At 67.2% G+C, this 15,304-nt stretch carries 17 protein-coding genes; 9 read left to right on the forward strand and 8 right to left on the reverse strand.

The genetic code is table 11. The annotated features are described in order from the left end of the window. Positions 1-213 (forward strand): DUF6434 domain-containing protein, encoded by a 213-nt coding sequence (locus N5C28_RS22060; protein WP_279825501.1) that lies wholly within the window; start codon positions 1-3, stop codon positions 211-213. A gap of 18 nt (positions 214-231) precedes the next feature. On the opposite strand, the gene N5C28_RS22065 is transcribed toward N5C28_RS22060, so the two are convergent. From N5C28_RS22065 to N5C28_RS22085, 5 genes are all read right to left on the reverse strand, one after another. Beyond that, positions 232-1,392 (reverse strand): mandelate racemase/muconate lactonizing enzyme family protein, encoded by a 1,161-nt coding sequence (locus N5C28_RS22065; protein ID WP_279825502.1) that lies wholly within the window; start codon positions 1,390-1,392, stop codon positions 232-234. A 237-nt stretch (positions 1,393-1,629) separates the two neighbouring features. After that, positions 1,630-2,673, reverse strand: coding sequence for a LacI family DNA-binding transcriptional regulator (locus tag N5C28_RS22070; protein WP_279825503.1), 1,044 nt, complete (start codon positions 2,671-2,673; stop codon positions 1,630-1,632). Between the two features lie 93 nt (positions 2,674-2,766). Beyond that, a complete protein-coding gene (locus N5C28_RS22075) occupies positions 2,767-3,021 on the reverse strand; it encodes a cytoplasmic protein (protein WP_279825504.1) in 255 nt (84 codons plus the stop codon). A 118-nt stretch (positions 3,022-3,139) separates the two neighbouring features. After that, complete coding sequence (locus N5C28_RS22080; protein WP_279825505.1) at positions 3,140-3,370, reverse strand: glutaredoxin domain-containing protein; 231 nt, start codon at positions 3,368-3,370, stop codon at positions 3,140-3,142. A 180-nt stretch (positions 3,371-3,550) separates the two neighbouring features. Continuing rightward, complete coding sequence (locus tag N5C28_RS22085; protein WP_279825506.1) at positions 3,551-6,388, reverse strand: winged helix-turn-helix domain-containing protein; 2,838 nt, start codon at positions 6,386-6,388, stop codon at positions 3,551-3,553. A gap of 659 nt (positions 6,389-7,047) precedes the next feature. Here N5C28_RS22085 and N5C28_RS22090 point away from each other — a divergent pair. Genes N5C28_RS22090 through N5C28_RS22100 form a run of 3 tightly spaced genes read left to right on the forward strand, consistent with a single transcriptional unit; the run spans position 7,048 to position 8,642 of the window. Continuing rightward, the gene (locus N5C28_RS22090) at positions 7,048-7,872 is read left to right on the forward strand and encodes an alpha/beta hydrolase (RefSeq protein WP_279825507.1); all 825 of its coding nucleotides are present in this window, start codon (positions 7,048-7,050) and stop codon (positions 7,870-7,872) included. Between the two features lie 44 nt (positions 7,873-7,916). Further along, positions 7,917-8,480, forward strand: coding sequence for a cysteine hydrolase family protein (locus tag N5C28_RS22095; protein ID WP_279825508.1), 564 nt, complete (start codon positions 7,917-7,919; stop codon positions 8,478-8,480). Positions 8,481-8,507: 27 nt separating this feature from the next. Further along, the gene (locus tag N5C28_RS22100) at positions 8,508-8,642 is read left to right on the forward strand and encodes a hypothetical protein (RefSeq protein WP_279825509.1); all 135 of its coding nucleotides are present in this window, start codon (positions 8,508-8,510) and stop codon (positions 8,640-8,642) included. Between the two features lie 92 nt (positions 8,643-8,734). On the opposite strand, the gene bkdR is transcribed toward N5C28_RS22100, so the two are convergent. Next, on the reverse strand, positions 8,735-9,232 hold the full coding sequence (gene bkdR / locus N5C28_RS22105) for a Bkd operon transcriptional regulator BkdR (RefSeq protein WP_279825510.1): 498 nt from the start codon (positions 9,230-9,232) through the stop codon (positions 8,735-8,737). A gap of 137 nt (positions 9,233-9,369) precedes the next feature. Here bkdR and N5C28_RS22110 point away from each other — a divergent pair, with 137 nt between their 5' ends. The 4 genes from N5C28_RS22110 to N5C28_RS22125 all read left to right on the forward strand — a co-directional run bounded on the left by N5C28_RS22110 (position 9,370) and on the right by N5C28_RS22125 (position 13,430). Continuing rightward, the gene (locus N5C28_RS22110; RefSeq protein ID WP_279825511.1) at positions 9,370-10,338 is read left to right on the forward strand and encodes a DMT family transporter; all 969 of its coding nucleotides are present in this window, start codon (positions 9,370-9,372) and stop codon (positions 10,336-10,338) included. A 243-nt stretch (positions 10,339-10,581) separates the two neighbouring features. Further along, positions 10,582-11,985 carry a metallophosphoesterase family protein gene (locus N5C28_RS22115; RefSeq protein ID WP_279825512.1) on the forward strand — a complete coding sequence of 468 codons (1,404 nt, stop codon included), beginning with the start codon at positions 10,582-10,584 and terminating at the stop codon, positions 11,983-11,985. A 263-nt stretch (positions 11,986-12,248) separates the two neighbouring features. Continuing rightward, positions 12,249-12,905 carry a DedA family protein gene (locus tag N5C28_RS22120; protein WP_279825513.1) on the forward strand — a complete coding sequence of 219 codons (657 nt, stop codon included), beginning with the start codon at positions 12,249-12,251 and terminating at the stop codon, positions 12,903-12,905. 102 nt (positions 12,906-13,007) lie between these two features. Continuing rightward, positions 13,008-13,430 carry a VOC family protein gene (locus N5C28_RS22125; protein WP_279825514.1) on the forward strand — a complete coding sequence of 141 codons (423 nt, stop codon included), beginning with the start codon at positions 13,008-13,010 and terminating at the stop codon, positions 13,428-13,430. A 1-nt stretch (position 13,431) separates the two neighbouring features. Here N5C28_RS22125 and N5C28_RS22130 read toward each other — a convergent pair whose 3' ends face one another. Beyond that, on the reverse strand, positions 13,432-13,983 hold the full coding sequence (locus tag N5C28_RS22130; protein WP_279825515.1) for a nucleotidyltransferase family protein: 552 nt from the start codon (positions 13,981-13,983) through the stop codon (positions 13,432-13,434). 4 nt (positions 13,984-13,987) lie between these two features. Beyond that, positions 13,988-14,491 carry a GNAT family N-acetyltransferase gene (locus N5C28_RS22135; protein WP_279825516.1) on the reverse strand — a complete coding sequence of 168 codons (504 nt, stop codon included), beginning with the start codon at positions 14,489-14,491 and terminating at the stop codon, positions 13,988-13,990. Positions 14,492-14,739: 248 nt separating this feature from the next. Between N5C28_RS22135 and N5C28_RS22140 the strand changes: the two genes are divergently transcribed. Continuing rightward, positions 14,740-15,303 carry a LemA family protein gene (locus N5C28_RS22140; protein WP_279825517.1) on the forward strand — a complete coding sequence of 188 codons (564 nt, stop codon included), beginning with the start codon at positions 14,740-14,742 and terminating at the stop codon, positions 15,301-15,303. The last annotated feature ends 1 nt before the right edge of the window (position 15,304 follow it).

The raw sequence follows: 15,304 nt of genomic DNA on the forward strand, positions 1-15,304 counted from the left end.
ATGGCATTCGACTGGCACCGTGACCCGATCACCGAGACGACCCCGGTGGGTGAGGGTTACCGCAACACGCAGAACGTCCGCCGCTTCATGCTCGACCGCTGCGGCGCGGCCTTTCGTTTCGACCGCGAGTTCATGCACTGGATACGCAGCACCCCGTCGCTGACCATGGGCGACGTGGTGTGCGAATGGCGGCGCCGGCACGGTCTGGCCTGACGCTCGCCTAGGCACCCGTCAGCCGCGGGTGCCAATCTCTACGTCCTGGGCGGTCCAGCCCGCTACCCGTTCGCTCAGCGACAGCCCCAGGCCCGGGCGGGTCGGCACCAGCATGCGGCCGTCGCGGGTTTCCAGGCGTTCGTTGAACAGCGGTTCCAGCCACTCGAAATGCTCGACCCAGGGTTCGGTGGGGTAGGTGGCGGCCAGGTGCACGTGCAACTCCATGGCGAAGTGCGGGGCGATCATCAGGCCGGCCTGTTCGGCCATGGACGCCACCTTCAGGTAGGGCGTGATACCGCCGACCCGCGGCGCATCCGGCATCAGGTAGTCGGCACCACGGGCTTTGATGAACTCGGCATGTTCGGCGACGCTGGTGAGCATTTCACCGGTGGCGATCGGCGTGTCGAACGCCGCGGCCAGGGCGGCGTGGCCTTCGGCGTCGTAGCAGTCCAATGGTTCCTCGATCCACACCAGGTTGAAGTCTTCGAACTTGCGGCACATGCGCTGGGCGGTGGGGCGGTCCCATTGCTGATTGGCGTCCACCATCAGCGGGAAGCTGTCGCCCAGGTGCTGGCGCACGGTGCTGACGCGCTTCAGGTCGGTGGCCCAGTCCGGCTGGCCGACCTTGAGCTTGATCCCGCCGATGCCTTTTTCCCGCGACAGGTCGGTGTTCTTCATCAGTTGATCGAGCGGCGTGTGCAGGAAACCGCCGGAGGTGTTGTAGCAGCGCACGGAATCACGCTGGGCGCCGAGCAGGCGAGCCAGGGACAGGTTGGCGCGCTTGGCCTTGAGGTCCCACAGCGCCACGTCGAAGGCGCCGATGGCCTGGGTCGACAGGCCGCTGCGGCCCACCGAGGCGCCGGCCCAGCACAGCTTGGTCCAGAGCTTCTGGATGTCGCTGGGGTTTTCGCCGATCAGCGCCGGGGCGATTTCCCGGGCGTGGGCGAACTGGCCGGGGCCGCCGGCCCGTTTGGAGTAGCTGAAGCCGAGGCCGCGATGACCGTCCTTGCTTTCGATCTCCACGAACAGCATGGCGATCTCGGTCATGGGTTTCTGGCGGCCGGTGAGCACCTTGGCGTCGCTGATCGGGTTGGCCAGCGGCAGGAACACGGAGGCGACCCGGACCCAGGCGATCTGGTCGTGGTCGGCGCTGGCGGCGAAGGCAGTGGACTCGGTCATGCGGTGATACCTCTCTGACGGGTGGAAAAACCGGGCGAGGCGACGCGACGAGCCGCACGGCCGGCGCAGGGGCAGTGCAGGGAGAGCAGGGCAGTGGCTGGGGTGCGCATCGTCGTTGTCCGTCCTCGGCGAGGGCCGGCGCCTGCGGTTGAAGCAGGGCCGGCACAGCGGTGTTCAGTCGGACGTTAAGCTGATTACGCAATCATTCAAGGGCGGGAACGGGGCGATTTCGGCGGCTCAGGTGCTCTGCCGTTCGATGAGGCGAAAGCCGGTGTCGACCCGCACCCGGGCGCTGTCTTCATCGGGGCGTTCCAGGCGTTGCAACAGCGCCTGGGCGGCGCGGGTGCCAATCTCGCTGCCGTTGATGGCGACGCTGGAGAGTGCCGGGTGCAGGTGCGCGGCGGTGCTCAGGTCGCCGAAACCCATCACCGCCAGGTGGCCGGGCACGCTGAGGCCGCGCTCGGTAGCCTCTTCCATCACGCCATGGGCCAGGGTGTCGGAGCTGCACACCACCACATCGAAACGCTCGCCGCGGTCGAGCAACTGACCAAGCCCGGCGCACCCCAGTTGCACGGTGGCCGGTGGCGGCAGCACCACCGTGGGGATGTTTTCGATGCCGTGCTTGTGCAGGGTGGCGGCGAGGCTGGCGTAGCGTCGATGGCCTCGGGGATCATCCAGGGTCACGGCGGCGAAGCGCCGGTAGCCCTTGCCCAGCAGGTAGTCGGCCACCGCCTGGCCCACCGCCTCGTGGGAGAAGCCCACCAGCATGTCGAGGGGCTTCTTCGCCAGGTCCCAGCATTCCACGATGGGAATGCCGGAGCGCGACAGGCGCACGCGGCTGGCCTCGGTGTGCAGGGTGCCGGTCAGCACGATGCCGTCGGGACGGCGCCGCAGAATGGCATCGAGCAACTGTTCTTCGCGTTCGGCGGAGTAATTGGTCAGGCCGATCAACGCCTGGTAGTTGGCTTCGGTCAGGGTGTCGATGAGCGCCTGCACCGTGTCGGAAAAGATCGAGTTGGCCACCGTGGGCACGAGGATCGACACCAGCCGGTTGCGTTCCTCGTGGATACCGGCGGTCATCATGGCGGGCACGTAGCCGACCTTGCGCACCGCGCGGAACACCTTCTCGCGCAGGGCCGGGCGCACGATTTCCGGCTGGTTGAGGGTGCGCGATACGGTGATCGGCGATACCCCGGCGACCCGGGCGACATCCACCAGGGTCGGGGGCTTGTCCGGGGTGGCGGTGCGGCGCCGGGGCGCGGGCGGCTGGTCGTGGCTCATCAGGGGTCCGTTGTCGGGTGACGCGAAGGCCGCCCAATCCTGACGCGATCCGCCGCCCGGTTCAATCCGCGCCGTGTCGCCTCAACGAACGGATCAGGCCTTGGCCGGCAGGTGGCTGGCCAGGGGCACGGCCTTGAAAATCGGTTCGCGGCTCAGCACCCGGAGGCCTTCCGGGCTGCTTTCCAGCAGTTGCCGTTCGCTGTCGGCGACCAGCAGTGCCAGGTCATAGCCGGCGTCGGTCAGGGTCGTGGCCAGCTCGCGAACCGCGTCGGCGGCCCAGGGCGCGTCGGATTCGAAATGGCCGAGCAGTTTGTCCTGGCGGTGAATGGTCAGACGGAAGGTGTGCATGGGGGCCTCCTGAAACGGGCTGCCGGAGCAGGGCGGAAACAGCGGTCGAGGGTGTCAGCAATGAATACGGCCTGGGCCGAGGCCCAGGCCGTTCGTGCGGTGGCGCATGGAACGGGGCTTATTTCAGGTCGTCGATGGACGCGCCGAAGTTCAGGTGCAGGACCTGGCCGTCGACCACCAGGGCGGGGACGGATTTGACGCCGGCCTGTTCGGCCTCGCTCACGCGCTGGGATTGGTCACCGAGGTGAACGATTTCGACCTGGACCTTCGGGTCGAGCAGGTTCAGCAGGGTCTGTTCGGCGGAAATGCAGACCGGGCAACCGGCGTGGTAGAAGCGTGCTTGAGTCATGGTGAATCTCCTGTTTGGTTGGTATCGATTCGATACTGTGCGCAGCGTACTCCGATACGCTGCGCTGTCAATATGGTTTTTACTCGATACCAAGTATCGCCAGGCGTGATGCGAGCGCCCACGACCGAGCGCGCCCGTGCAGGCGACGTTCGGTTGTGGGATGAAGGGGAAGGGGCGCCGTCAGGCGAGGGGCTTGAGCAGTTGCCGTGCGGCTTCGAAGTCGACGGAACCGAAGCCTTCGGAGAAGGTGTCCATCAGCACGGTGAGTTCGCGTTGGGCCTGCTCGGGCTTGCCCTGGCGGACCCACAGCCGTGCCAGGCTGGTGGTGATGCGCAGCTCCCAGGCTTTCATGCCTTGCTCGCGGGCCATGTTCAGCGCGGTGTGCAGGCATTGTTCGCCCACGTACTGGCCAGTGCCGTCGGGCTCGTCGAGCAGCAGGTCGCCCTGGCAGCGCATCAGCTCGGGCAATGACGCCCGGTCGTCGTTGGCGGTGGCCTGGGTGATGGCGGTGTCGATCAGGCGCAGGGCTTCTTCCCGGCGGCCGTGGCGCGCCAGTTCGGTGCTCAGGGCCGACATGTAGGGGGACAGGTAGGAGGCGTAACGCACCTGGCCCAACTGCTCCAGGGCCGGGACGATGATCGACTCGTAGGCACTGCTTTCGCCCTGCCAGAAGCGGTACAGACCGCGCCAGAACTCGCCGCCCCAGAACTGCCCGGCACCGATGGCGTGGGCGCCGGGATGGTGCCAGTTGCGGGCATCGAGCAGGCGCTGGCTGGGAATCGCCAGCGCCGGAATGCCGCCGGTCAGCAGGGCGATGGGGCAGGTGCTCATGGTCAGTACGTGCCACTGGCTGGCCAGGTGGCCGATGGCTTCGGCGCGCTGCTCGGCGTTCTGCATGATGCGCACGGCCTGGTCGGAGTAGCCCTGCAGCCAGCGGGTGTAGGCCAGCGCGCAGAGCGCGGCGACCTTCTGGTCGTAGGCGTAGCGCAGGATGTGCCGGCGGCGCAGTTCATCCGGGTACTGCTTGAGCAGGTCGAGCAGGATGCTGTGGGCATCGTCCAGCTCGCCGAGGCACAGGCTCGACAGCGCCAGCATGCGCTTGGCGACGTAAACGTCCTTGCCGTCGGCGCTGTGCTGCGCCAGTTGCATGAAGTCCTGGGCGATCTGCAGGTTCTGCGGGTACGGGCCGTTCAGGTAACCGTGGGCCCACAGGCCCCAGGTGGCCAGAGCCTGGTACTCCGGCTCGTCGAGGCGCCGGGCGATCTCGAAGGCATGGTGGAAGGCCTGGCGGGTCGCCACGGTGGCGCCGGTGTAGAGCAGCGCCTTGCCGCGGGCGGCTTCGAGCTTCATCACCTTGTCTTCGGACTGCTCCGGGTTTTCCAGCTTCGCCAGGGCGCGGGTGGCGTTGCCCAGGCATTCGACCACCAGCGAGTGGTGCAGCCAGAACGGCAGGGCGGCGATGGTCAGGTCGATGCCCAGGGCGTTGTCGCCATGGGAGGAGAGCGACCAGCGCAGGGCTTCGCGCAAATCTTCCAGCAGCTCGTTGCAGTGCTGGCAGCGTGGGGAGTCCTCGACTTCCCAGACCAGGGCGACGCTGGCGAAGGTTTCCAGCAGGTACTGCGCATGGGCACGGCGCATGGCAGGCAGTTCGCCGCTGTCTTCGAGCTTCTCACAGGCGTAGGCCCGGGTGGTTTCCAGCAGGCGATAACGCGCTTCCGGGCGGCTGGCGGCCACCGACAGAAGGGACTTGGTGACCAGGCTGGAAATGCTGTCGATGGCCTCGTCGCGGCTGAATTCGTCACCCGCGACCACCGCCAGGGCGGCCTCCATGTCGAACGCCCCGGCGAACACCGCCAGGCGACGGAACACGATCTTGTCGGTGGGGCTGAGCAGGTCGAAGCTCCAGTCCAGAGTGGCGCGCAGGGTCTGGTGACGGGGCAGGGCGGAGCGATTGCCACCCTTGAGCAGCGCCATGCGGTCATCCAGGCGTGCCGCCACGGCGGCCAGGCCCAGGGTCGCGACCCGGGCGGCAGCCAGCTCTATGGCCAGGGGGATGCCGTCCAGTTCGCGGCAGATGCGTGCCTTGAGGTCGGACATCAGCGGCTCTTCCAGCACTTCGCTCCAGCCGTGCACCAGGCGTGCTTCCAGCAGCCGCACGGCGCTCGCTGCGCGGATCGCTTCCGGGGTGTCACCGGGCTGCGGCACGTCCAGCGGGGCGACCCGGTAGACGTACTCGTCTTCGATGCGCAGCGGCTCCTGGCTGGTGGCCAATACGTGCAGGCCCGAGCAGCGGTGCAGCAGGCTCTGGGTGACCTGGGCGACGGCGTCGATCAGGTGCTCGCAGTTGTCGAGGATGAACAGGATCTTGCGCGAGCCGACATAGGCCGCGATCTGCTCCAGGGTCGCCTCGTTGCCGGCGGGCGCCAGGCCGAGCGCCTTGGCGATGGTCGCCAGGAGGAACTCGGCAGTAAACAGTGGCGCCAGGTCGGCAATATGCACCTGGTCGCGAAAATGCGAGCTGAGTTCCCGGGCGCACTCGACGGCCAGGCGGGTCTTGCCGATGCCGCCCGGCCCGACCAGGGTGAGCAGGCGGTGCTCGCGCAGGTGGGCGAGCAGTTCGACGAGGGCCGACTCACGCCCGACCAGGGCGGAAATGCCCGACGGCAGGCCGCCGTGGTTGAGGCGTTGTTCCACCACCGGGATTTCGACCAGGTGGCCGGCCAGCTGATAGCCACGGCCGGACACGGTCTTGAGCAGGTGGCGCTCGGAGCCCAGGGCTTTGCGCAGTAGGGAAATCTGCGCTTCCAGGGTGTTCTCTTCAACGATCCGGCCCGCCCAGACGTTGCGCATCAATTCATCTTTGCTGACCACCTGGCCGTTGGCTTCGACCAGTGCGACCAGAACATCGAATGCACGGCCGCGCAGTTCCACCAGGGAACCGTTTACCTTGAGCTGGCGTTGTCTTGGCGCGAGTTCGCAGTTACCAAAACAGATTACCGACGCGGCGTCAGCACTCATGTGTCGTCTCCGTCAACACTCGAACCCCATCGTTCTATGGTTCATGGCTGACCCTTGAAAGCGTGAGTCAGCGCGGGTGGCGCAGGGTACACGGATGTCGCTTCCGAACTTTCCAGCGAAGCGGAAGAATCAGTTTTTTTCAGGAATAACCAGAGAAAGGTGGCCATATTTCACGAACCTCGCCTACGCTCACTGAGCATCTCCGACCCTGCCTGTCGACCTTGGGATACACCGGGCGCCAACAGGGGTGAGCGAGTCGTCCTGCCGGCGATGTCCCTGCGTGCCCTGCCTGCAAAAGGCGTGGCCAGGCGTTCGATGTCCATCGTGCGCCAGCAGGTCGTTGCAACTACTTGATGTCCTTCGGCCCTCGTCAGCCGCATGCCCTGAACCGTCAGGTTCCAGGAGGGATGACGGGTTCCCTGCCTACGCCGTTTCGCTTGTCCAGAAAACCTACTGGAGATGCAACGATGGGAACCGACTTACCTATTCCGATAGATCCCCAGCGACGAACGCTGCTCCTCGGGTCCGCCGCCCTGGCGGTCTCACTGCTACTCCCACTGGGTGGTTGCGCGCGGGGCGTCTCGGCGACGTCCGGCAGCCCATCCGCCGCCGATCGCCATGCCGCGAACAGCCACGCTGCCAACCGAGAGGAACGAGCCATGGGCACCATCACCACCCGCGACGGTACACAGATCTACTACAAGGACTGGGGCAGCGGCCCGGTTGTCGTCCTGAGCCACGGTTGGCCCCTGAATGCCGACAGCTGGGAATCGCAGATGTTCTTCCTGGCTGCCAGCGGCTACCGGGTCATCGCCCACGACCGGCGTGGCCATGGCCGCTCCAGTCAACCCTGGAACGGCAACGAAATGGACACCTATGCCGATGACCTGGCTCAGCTCCTCGATCATTTGGACGTCCGTGATGCCGCGTTGTTCGGTTTTTCCACCGGGGGCGGCGAAGTGGCCCGCTATATCGGCCGGCACGGCACCGGGCGGGTGGCCAAGGCAGGGCTGATTTCTGCGGTGCCGCCGCTGATGGTCAAGACCACGGCCAACCCCGGCGGGTTGCCGATCTCGGTGTTCGACGGCATCCGTGCCGGCTCCGTCGCCGACCGCTCGCAGCTGTACAAGGACATCGCCAGTGGCCCGTTCTTCGGCTACAACCGCCCCGGCGCCAAGCCATCCCAGGGCGTGATCGATGCCTTCTGGATGCAGGGCATGCTGGCCGGTCACAAGAATGCCTACGATTGCATCAAGGCGTTCTCGGAAACCGACTTCACCGAAGACCTGAAGACGTTCGACGTGCCCACCCTGATCCTGCACGGCGACGACGACCAGATCGTGCCGGTGGACGCCGCGGCGCGGGCCTCGGCCAAGCTGGTGCCCAACGCCAAGCTGGTGATCTACAAGGGCGCGCCCCACGGCATCACCGACACCCACAAGGAACAGCTCGGCAACGACATGCTGGCGTTCCTGCGCAGCTGATTTACCGCGAACCTTCTGCATCAACTCTTTTGGAGCATCTGAACATGAGCAGCAAAACAGCCTTGATCGTGGTGGACATCCAGAACGACTACTTCCCCGGCGGCCTGTGGACCTTGAGCAAGGTCGAAGCGGCGGCCTCCAAGGCGGCCGAGGTAATCGCCGCGTTCCGCAAAAGCGGCGACCTGGTGGTGCACATCCGTCATGAATTCACCAGCAACGACGCACCGTTCTTCCGCCCCGGCAGCGAAGGGGCGAAGCTCCACCCGAGCGTGATCAACAAGCCCGAGGAGCCGGTGGTGCTCAAGCACTACATCAACTCGTTCCGGGAAACCGAGCTGAAAGACGTGCTCGACCAGCACGGCATCGACAGCGTGGTGGTGGTCGGCAACATGAGCCACATGTGCGTGGACGGCATCACCCGCGCCGCGGTGGATTTCGGCTACGACACCACGGTACTGCACGACGCTTGCGCCACCCTCGACCTGGAGTTCAACGGGGTCAAAGTGCCGGCCGAACACGTCCACGCGGCGTTCATGGCGGCCCTCAGCTTCGGGTACGCGCCGGTGATTTCCACCGCCGAGTACCTGGCGAAACACGGCGCGCGCTGAGCGAGGACACGACCCTGAAAGCCCCCTGTGATCCTCACCCTTTCGGTGTGTGTTCTCGGTCAGGCCTGGGCCCACGGCCACGGCGGTATCCGCAGTGACAAGGGCGGCCAGGTCGTGGCGTCCGGCGATCTATCCCTGCCGGCGACCTGGCGCCAGGGCTGACCTGGCGGGTGTCGCCTTCGGTGCGCCTGCCCTGGCGGCGCGCCGGGGGCGTTTCGCTCCAGCGGGTTGCCAGGCTCGCGCGGGTGTTTGCCTTACGACTGGCGGCGCTGCACCACCAGGCCATTGGGCGGCAGGGGCAGGGCGGTCTTGTAGCGCACCTGCTTGAGCGCGAAGCTGGAACGGATGTTGGCCACTCCCGGCACCTTGGTCAGGTGGTCGACGACGAAGCGCTCCAGCGCCTGGATATCCGGCACCAGCACCCGCAGCAGGTAGTCCGCGTCGCCACTCATCAGGTAGCACTCCATCACCTCCGGGCGTTCGGCAATGGCCGCCTCGAAGCGCTGCAGGGCATCTTCCACCTGCTTCTCCAGGCTGACGTGAATGAACACGTTGACGTGCAGGCCGAGCATCTCCGGCACCAGTAGCGTGACCTGCTGGCGGATCAGCCCCAGTTCCTCCATGGCCTTGACCCGGTTGAAGCAGGGCGTGGGCGAGAGGTTCACCGAACGGGCCAGCTCGGCGTTGGTGATGCGGGCATCCTCCTGCAGGCGGTTGAGAATGCCGATGTCGGTACGGTCCAGGGAACGCATGAGAATATTTATCTCCAAATTGGTTTTTTTGAAGAATATAAGCCTGTAGATCGCCGTTGTGGCAGCCAACAACGGAGAAATTCTCCGGCCGCCACGCCCTAGCATGTTCTCGCCACCTGCCCTGCGAGGACACCGCCATGAATCACGCCACCTGCACTGCCGATCTGCCTGCCGCCCGCGCGCCGTCGCGGGGGCTGTCGACGGGCACCAAGGGTGGTCTGCTGCTGGTGCTGGCGATCCTGGTGTGGGGCGCCAACTGGCCGGTGATGAAGAGCGGCCTGGAGCACATCGGCCCGCTGTGGTTCGCCGCCAGCCGCTTCGCCCTGGGCGGCCTGTGCCTGTTCGTGGTGCAGCTGGGCACCGGCACCCTGCGCGTGCCGACCCGGCGCGACCTGCCCCTGGTGATCAGCGTCGGCCTGTTGCAGATGCTCACCTTCACCGTGCTGGGCACCTACGCCATGTTGCAGGTGGATGCCGGGCGCTCGGCGGTGCTGGCCTACACCACGCCACTGTGGGTGGTGCCGGCGGCGCTGCTGTTCTTCGGCGAGCGGGTGTCGCGCCGACAGGTGGTGGGCGTGCTGCTCGGCCTGTGCGGCGTGGTCGCCCTGCTCAACCCGTTCAGCCTGGACTGGGGCGATACCGCGCTGCTCAAGGCCAACCTGATGCTGCTGCTCGCGTCCCTGGCCTGGGCCCTGTGCATCCTGCACCTGCGCCACAGCAAGGGCGACTCCACTGCTTACCAATTGGCGCCCTGGCAGATGCTCCTGGCCACCGTGCCGTTGCTGGTGCTGGCCTGGGTCTTCGAGGGACCGTTCAACGGCGACGGTTCGCGCAGCCTGTGGCTGATCGCCCTGTTCGTCGGCCCGCTGGCCACGGCGTTCTGCTTCTGTGCGGTGAATGCCGCGAGCATGTGGCTGTCGAGCACCAGCATGTCCACCGCCATGCTCGGCGTGCCGGTGGTGGGGTTGCTGATGTCGTCCGCCTTCCTCGGCGAGACCCTGACGGCGGACCTGATCATCGGCGTGCTGGCGATCGTCGGTGGCATTGCGCTGATCAGTTGGTCGGGCCGCAAGCGCGCCACGAACGCGGACCAGCCGGCGTCCTGACCTGCATTTTCTGCCCGTCGCCAGCCCCTGGCCTGAGCTGAAATGACCTGCCTGGGCGGGCGCCCGCCGGGCGCCGAGAGGCGCCTGGCCGGCCAGGGCCGTCGGCTGCCTTAAACCAGGCTTAAAACCGGCGCGGCGCGGGCAATTGCCCTGAGCCCAAACGACCCCGGCGCGTAACCGAACTGTCATTCGCCTTTGTTTCCTTGTCGGCCATCTCGCCCTTTGGCCCAACGAGGAACACCCATGTCCCGCACCTGCCTTGCCGCCGCCATCGCCGTCACCTGCCTGCTCGGGCAGGCCGTGCAGGCGCAACCCCCCGCGCCGATCCACTCGCCGGGCGCGCCCTATGCCGCGTCCACCCTGGCCGACCGCATCGTGCTGACCCCCGGCGCCAACCCGGCCCGGCAGATGGCCGTGGCGTTTCGCACCGACCTGGCGCAGCAGACCGCGCACCTGGAGATCGGCCCGGCGCTGTCCGGCCCGACCCTGGAGGCCCGGGCCCGTGCCCTGACCGGCACCACCCAGCGCCTGGACACCGACAACGGCGCCGCCCTGTATCACCAGGTGCGCCTGAACGACCTGCAGCCCGACACCGCCTACGTCTACCGGGTCAAGGGTTCGGCCGGCTGGAGCGAATGGCTGCAGTTCCGCACCGCCAGCGAGGCCGCGCGGCCGTTCACCTTCATCTACCTGGGCGACACCCAGAACGACATCCTGGCCATCGCCTCGCGCACCATTCGCCAGGCCCTGCGTGCCGTGGCCAACCCGGCGCTGGTGGTGCATGCCGGCGACCTGGTGGCCCAGCGCGAGACCCTCAGCCATGACGACGAGTGGGGCGAGTGGAACCAGGCCGGCGGCTACGCCTATGGCGGCATGCCGCAACTGCCCGCGGCGGGCAACCACGAGTATGTCGATGACCTGACCCCGAGCGGCGAGGAAACCCGGCGCCTCGGCCCGCACTTCCCGCTGCAGTTCCCGCTGCCCGACAACGGCGCTGCCGGCACGCAAAGCACCAGCTACTTCGTCGACTACCAGGGCGTGCGCTTCGTCGTGCTGGACGGCACCTCGGCCCTCGACCTGGGCACCCTCGACAGCCAGACCGCCTGGCTGGAGCGCACCCTGGCGGCGAGCAAGGCGCGCTGGAACGTGGTGGTGATGCACCAGCCGGTGTTCACCTGCGCCCGTCCCGAGGACACCGAGCCGCTCAAGAGCGCCTGGAAGCCGATCTTCGAACGCCACCGGGTGGACCTGGTGCTGCAGGGCCACGACCACTGCTACAGCCGCCTGACCGACGAAGCCGGGCGTGATGCCAGCGCCAAGGCCCGTACTGCCAAGGCGCCGGTGGGGCCGGTGTACATGGTCTCGGTGGTGGGCTCGAAGATGTACGGGCTCAACGACCGGGCGCACCGCCAGCCGGACCGCATCGCCGAGGACACCCAGCTCTACCAGACCGTCGCCGTGAGCGCCGACCGCCTCGAAGTGCGGGCCTTCACCGCCAGCGGCGAGCCGTACGACGCCTTCGACGTCCGCCGCGACGCCAAGGGCCGCAACCACCTGGACCAAATCCCCGGTACCCGCCTGGCCGAGCGTTTCTGCCAGGGCGAGCAGGGGCCGGACGGCCTGCCGTGCACGGCACGGGACAAGTGATCCGATGATGACGGCCGTGGCGTCCCCGCGCAGTCATCGGGGTTCCAGGCGCGGCGGGACGCCGAGCATCGGGCTCGAGCGCGCCCCCTGGCCGTGGCGCGTCAGATCGACGAGGACGCGGATGAGCTGGCGAAGAAGTCCGGCACGCAGGCGGGATATGGCGTATCGTTGCGCCGCGTTGGGCTCGGCCGGTCACGGACCGCCGGGCCTGGTTTCAGGTTTTCGTGACGCGGCACCGCCGCCGTCACCTGTGTGGACTACCGATGGAATTCATCACCCTCATCATCGATTTCATTCTCCATGTCGACGTTCACCTCGCGGCGCTCACCGCCGAGCACGGGGCCTGGATCTACGGCATCCTGTTCCTGATCATCTTCTGCGAAACCGGCCTGGTAGTGACCCCGTTCCTGCCGGGGGATTCGCTGCTATTCGTGGCCGGCGCCATCGCCACCCACGGCGCGATGGACGTGCACCTGCTGGTGGGCCTGCTGATCGTCGCGGCGATCCTCGGTGATGCGGTCAATTACGCCATTGGCCGTACCTTCGGCCACCGGGCGTTCCGCAACCCGGACTCGAAGGTTTTCCGCCAGAGCCACCTGGACATGACCCAGGCCTTCTACGCCCGGCATGGCGGCAAGACCATCATCTTCGCCCGCTTCGTGCCCATCGTGCGTACCTTCGCCCCGTTCGTCGCCGGCATGGGCCGCATGCGCTACTCGCGCTTCGCCACCTACAACGTGGTGGGCGCCATCGTCTGGGTGACCTCGTTCACCTACGCCGGCTATTTCTTCGGCAACCTGCCGGTGGTCAAGGACAACCTGCACTACCTGATCATGGCGATCATCGTCCTGTCGATCCTGCCGGGCGTGCTCGAAGTGGTGCGCCGCCGCCTCATGGCCTCCCGCGCCAGCAAGGCCTAACCCCCCCCTATCATCCCGGCCACCGCGGTGGCCGGGGCGGTTGTCGCCGGGCCCTTGCTGGTCTAGTTTTCATCGCCTCGACACCACGCTTGCGAGGGCGCGATGAAACCCCGAATTTCCCTGATCACCCTGGCGGTCGATGACCTCGACCGGGCCGTGCGCTTTTACCGCGACGGCCTGGGCCTGCCCACCGACGGCATCGTCGGCACCGAGTTCGAGAACGGAGCGGTCGCCTTCTTCGACCTCCAGGCCGGCCTGCGCCTGGGCCTGTGGCCGCGCACCAGCCTGGCCGCCGACAGCGGCCTGCCGCCGTCCAAGGCAGGCGCGCCGGGCATGAGCCTGGCGCACAACGTGGCGTCCCGGGACGAGGTGGACGCAGTGATGACGCAGGCCGCAGCGGCTGGCGGGACGCTGGTCAAGCCGGCCCAGGAGACCTTCTGGGGTGGCTATGCCGGTTACTTCCAGGACCCGGACCAGCACCTGTGGGAAGTGGCCTGGAACCCCGAGGACCTGCCGCCGGCGTGACTCAGGCGTAGCGCAGCCCGGGCCAGCGGGCCGGCCAGTTCTTGTCGCGCTGGCGGGCCTGGTAGATCGCCTGCTTGTCGCTGCGAAAGCGCGCCGTGGGGCGCACCACCAGGCCGAACAGGTCGTCCAGGCCCAGCGGCGCCGCCACCTCGATCGTTCCTTCACGCGCCAACCGGACAGCCACCGCCGTGGCGGTCTCCGGCCAGCAGGTCATCGCCTGGGCGGCGCTGGTGTAGGGCGCATCGTCATTGCGTTGGTGCATGCGCGCCTGGTTCTTCACCGACCAGTTCAGGCTTGGGTCGCACTCGCGCAGCCTCCCTTCGAGGTGCGCGTCCCGCTCGGCAGACGCGTCGGCCGGGTCGAACCAGATAACGTCGATGTCGTCCGGCAGCGGGGAAGGGGAGCGCTGGTGCAGGTGATCCCACACCGCACTGCGCACCACGCCTGCCGCCACCCAGCAGTCCGGCAGGCCGAGGTCCCGCACCTGCTGCAGGATGCGCAGGCGCAGCGGGTCGGCGGCGAGCAGGGCCTGGAGCTGGACGTGGTGGTCCATGGGCTCAGTGCAGCGCCGGGGTCACGAGGTAGTTCAGCAGGTGCGGGTCGTCGTCCTGCCCCAGGGTCTGCACCGGGCGCGGCAGGTCTTCCAGTACCGCCTCCCAGAAGGCCTGGGCCGCCTGGTCCTGGTCATAGAAGCGCACCAACCAGACCGTGCTCCCTTCCTTCAGCACCTGGAGGGCGAGGGTCTTGCCGATCCCCCGGCGGCGGTACTTCTTGAGCAGGAACAGGTCCGCCAGCTCCAGGGCGTCGACGCCCGGCAGTTCGCTCTGTTCGATCAGCAGGAACCCGGCGATGAAACCGTCCACCAGCACCAGGTTGGCGCTCCACAGCGGTTCCTGCCAGTAGCGCTCGAAGTGCGGCTCGTGGATGTAGAAGCGGCCGTCGGCCTCCACGTCCTCCTGTTCCCAGTCGGAGGATTCATAGGCGTAGAACTGGTACAGGTTGCGAATCAGCTCGGCCTGCTCGGGGCCGGTCTGTATCAGTTCGATGGTCATTTCACGCATGCAGGGGACTCGTCGGTAGGGCAACGATGAACCGTCGCCGAGGGCGGGTATTTTTGACAAAACCGGTCAGTAACGCCATGGGCTATGCGGCCGCACCCGACCCGCCTGTCGCAAGGTTTTGACCGCGGCTGCGCCCGGTTGGGTCAGGGAAAATCGCGCGTGTGACCCAGGCGGTCGCGGCCAGGCTGGCGGCAACGCTAGAATGCCGGCGCCTCGATGAGGTCCGGCACACAGAAAAGGGAGAGGGCATGCAGGCCTGGCAATGGATAGGGGTGGCGCTGGCAGCGCTGGTCACGGGATACGGCATCTGGTGCTACAACCGCCTGGTGCTCAATCGCCACCGCGTGGCCGAAGCCTGGAGCGGCATCGACGTGCAGCTCAAGCGGCGTTCGAGCCTGATCCCCAACCTGGTGGCGGCACTGCGCGAATACATGGCGCACGAGCGCGGCACCCTCGAGGCGCTGACCGAACAGCGCAGCGCCGCACAGCGCCACGAAGGCGATACGGTGGGCGAGCGCGGCGTGGCCGAAACGCAATTGGGCACGGCGCTGATGCGCGTGCTGATCCTCGCCGAGGCCTACCCGCAACTGAAGGCGGACGGCAATTTCCTGGCCCTGCAACGCACCCTGAGCGAGGTCGAGGACCAGATCCAGATGTCCCGCCGCTACTACAACGGCGCGGTGCGCGAACTCAATATCCTCGTCGAGTCGGTGCCGAGCAACCTGGTGGCGCGTCTGCTGCGCTTCACCACCGCCGAATACTTCACCCTCGCCGATGCCCGCGAGGGGCACGCCCCGGCCCTGGAGTTCTGAC

Origin of the sequence: Pseudomonas sp. GD03944 (assembly GCF_029839275.1) — a bacterium.
Lineage (GTDB): Bacteria > Pseudomonadota > Gammaproteobacteria > Pseudomonadales > Pseudomonadaceae > Aquipseudomonas.